Genomic DNA, 2643 nt, shown 5'->3' on the forward strand with positions numbered 1-2643 from the left:
TGGACGGCAAGCAGGGCTACGACGTCCGCAACGTCATCGCGCGTGTCGTCGACGCCGGCGACTTCTTCGAGGTGCAGTCCGGCTATGCGGCCAACATCGTCGTCGGCTTCGCGCGCATCACCGGCCGGTCGGTGGGCGTGATCGCCAACCAGCCGATCGTCATGGCCGGCGTGCTCGACATCAACGCCTCGAACAAGGCCTCGCGTTTCATCCGGTTCTGCAACGCCTTCAACCTCCCCATCGTGACCTTCGTGGACGTACCGGGGTTCCTGCCGGGCGTCGAGCAGGAGTACGGCGGGATCATCAGGCACGGCGCCAAGATGCTGTTCGCGTACTCGGCGGCGACGGTGCCCAAGATCACCGTGGTGCTGCGCAAGTCCTACGGCGGCGCGTACCTGGCGATGTGCAGCAAGGACCTCGGCGCCGACCGCGTGTTCGCCTGGCCGACCGCCGAGATCGCCGTGATGGGCGCGGAGGGCGCGGCCGAGATCGTCTTCCGCAAGGAGATCGCCGAGGCCGGGGCCGACAAGGCGGAGAAGCGCAAGGCGATGATCGCCGAGTATCGCGAGGCCTTCTCGAATCCGTACGTCGCCGCGGGGCGCCGCCTCGTGGACGACGTGATCGACCCCGCGCAGACGCGGCGGCACATCGCCCAGTCGCTCGAGTACCTGTCGACGAAGCGCGAACTGCGCCCGCCGAAGAAGCACGGGCTCATGCCGCTCTGAGGGGGCATTCTGCATTCCGCATCGGCAATGCCGCGATGCTGCGATGCCGGAAACTCGCCGCGCGCCGGGACGGCGCACATCGGCGAGTCTTGAATGCCGAACAGCAAGACCCAAGCGCCAAGGGAGCAGTACGAAGGGGCAAGGATGAAGGCCGCATGGATCCTGAACTGAAACAGACGCTGGAGGCGATGGCGCGGACGCTCGCGGCGCTCGATGCGCGCGTGGCGTCGCTCGAGGCCGCACTGGCGTCGAGCGCGCCGGCGCAGGCCGCGCCTCCTGCCGTGCTCGTCGAGGCTGCCGCGCCGGTGGCTCCTGCGCCAGCCGCGGCGCAGGCCGACCAGGAGATCGCGCCCGAGGTCCTGCTGGCCATCTCCGCGGCCGTGGCGGCGTTCCTCGGCGAGCGCGCGCACGTGCGGCAGATTCGGTTGATCAGCTCGCAGGCCTGGGGACAGCAGGGCCGCGTGAACGTCCAGGCGTCGCATACCCTGTACAGGTAGCCTGAAGGCTGCAGGCTGCAGCCGGTTCGAGGAACGAGAACGTGAAACTCAAGATCACGGTCGACGGCAAGACGTACGAAGTGGACGTGGAGGTGGCCGAGGAACCCGTGCGCCACCCGCAGGCCTTCATGGTGATGCCGTCGCAGGCGCGCGTGCCGGCGGCGCCCGCGCCGGCCCCCGTCGCCGACGCCGGTCCGGTGGACGAGGCCAAGGTGTGTCGCAGCCCGATCACCGGCACCGTCGTCCGTATCGTGGCGCAGGCGGGCCAGAGCATCCAGCCGGGCGACATCCTGGTGGTGCTCGAGGCCATGAAGATGGAGACCAACATCACCGCGCCCGTCGAGGGCAAGGTGAAGGCGATCACGGTCGGCGCCGGCGACGGCGTCAAGGCCAACCAGGTCGTCGTGGAGCTCGAGTGATGAACGACGTCGCAGCGCAGGTCCCGGGATTCCTCTGCTTCGATCACGTGGCGATCTCGGTGCTCCCCGGTGAGCTCGAGGCGCACGTGTCGGCATACACGGCGCTCGGCTTCACCGAGGTCCACCGCGAAGAAGTGCTGGGCACCGACCAGGTGCGCGAGGTGCTGCTGCAGGTGGGCGATGGGCCCAACCTCGTGCAACTGCTCGAACCCCTCACGCCGGAGTCGCCGGTCGCGAAGCAGATCGAGAAGAACGGCGGCCGCGGGGGTATGGCGCACGTCGCCCTCCGCGTCCGCGACATCCAGGCCGCCTTCGACGATCTGAAGACCAAGGGCTTCAGGATCATCGACGCCGCGCCGCGCAAGGGCTCGCGCGGTACGACGGTCTTCTTCGTGCACCCGAAGACGACCGACACGGCCGCCTTCGGCTACATCCTCGAGGTGGTGCAGGAGGGTGACGCAAGCCATGGCTGATCCCACGACCGGGACCGGGGCGCCGGGCACGGCGCCGCTCGCGCTGCGGGCGACGTTCCCGCCCGTCGAGACGCGCGAGTGGGACGCACTGGCGCGGGCCGACCTCAAGGGCCAGGACTACGACAAGCGCCTGCTGTGGCGCACCGACGAGGGCCTCACCGTCAAGCCGTTCTATCGACGTGAGGACCTGGACGGCCTCGAGGCGCTGACTTCCGCCATCCCTGACGGCGCCTCGCTGCGCAGCGACGACGCCCCATGGCAGGCCGTCGAGGCCCCTGCGTGGCCGGCTGATGCCATCAGGGCCGACCTGCTGCACGATGCCGGTGCCACCGCCGTGCAGGAACTCGCCTGGGCCGTCGCCGAGGGCATCGACCGCCTGGCCGTGGCGACCGATGCCGGCACGCCGGTGGACGAGGCGGCGGGCACGCTGGCCTTCGTGTTCGCCGTCGGCTCGACGTACTTCACCGAGATCGCCAAGCTGCGCGCGGCGCGCCTGCTGTGGGGGACGGCCGTCGCGGCGTTCGGCCCG

5 protein-coding genes are annotated in these 2643 nt (G+C 69.8%); all 5 read left to right on the forward strand.

Annotated elements, in window-relative coordinates; translation table 11 throughout:
• Positions 1-725, forward strand: a 725-nt coding sequence (locus tag ACIRDX_RS22710; protein ID WP_396627690.1) for an acyl-CoA carboxylase subunit beta, incomplete at its 5' end; no start/stop codon positions are given.
• Between the two features lie 155 nt (positions 726-880).
• On the forward strand, positions 881-1222 hold the full coding sequence (locus ACIRDX_RS22715) for a hypothetical protein (RefSeq protein ID WP_396627691.1): 342 nt from the start codon (positions 881-883) through the stop codon (positions 1220-1222).
• A 41-nt stretch (positions 1223-1263) separates the two neighbouring features.
• On the forward strand, positions 1264-1641 hold the full coding sequence (locus tag ACIRDX_RS22720; RefSeq protein ID WP_396627692.1) for a biotin/lipoyl-containing protein: 378 nt from the start codon (positions 1264-1266) through the stop codon (positions 1639-1641).
• Positions 1641-2114 carry a VOC family protein gene (locus ACIRDX_RS22725; RefSeq protein ID WP_396627693.1) on the forward strand — a complete coding sequence of 158 codons (474 nt, stop codon included), beginning with the start codon at positions 1641-1643 and terminating at the stop codon, positions 2112-2114. The genes ACIRDX_RS22720 and ACIRDX_RS22725 overlap by 1 nt, the downstream gene beginning before the upstream one ends.
• A partial coding sequence (locus ACIRDX_RS22730; RefSeq protein ID WP_396627694.1) for a methylmalonyl-CoA mutase family protein occupies positions 2107-2643 on the forward strand: 537 nt, incomplete at its 3' end. The genes ACIRDX_RS22725 and ACIRDX_RS22730, both read left to right, overlap by 8 nt.

Source organism: Luteitalea sp. (assembly GCF_044337415.1).
Classification (GTDB): Bacteria; Acidobacteriota; Vicinamibacteria; order Vicinamibacterales; family Vicinamibacteraceae; genus Luteitalea.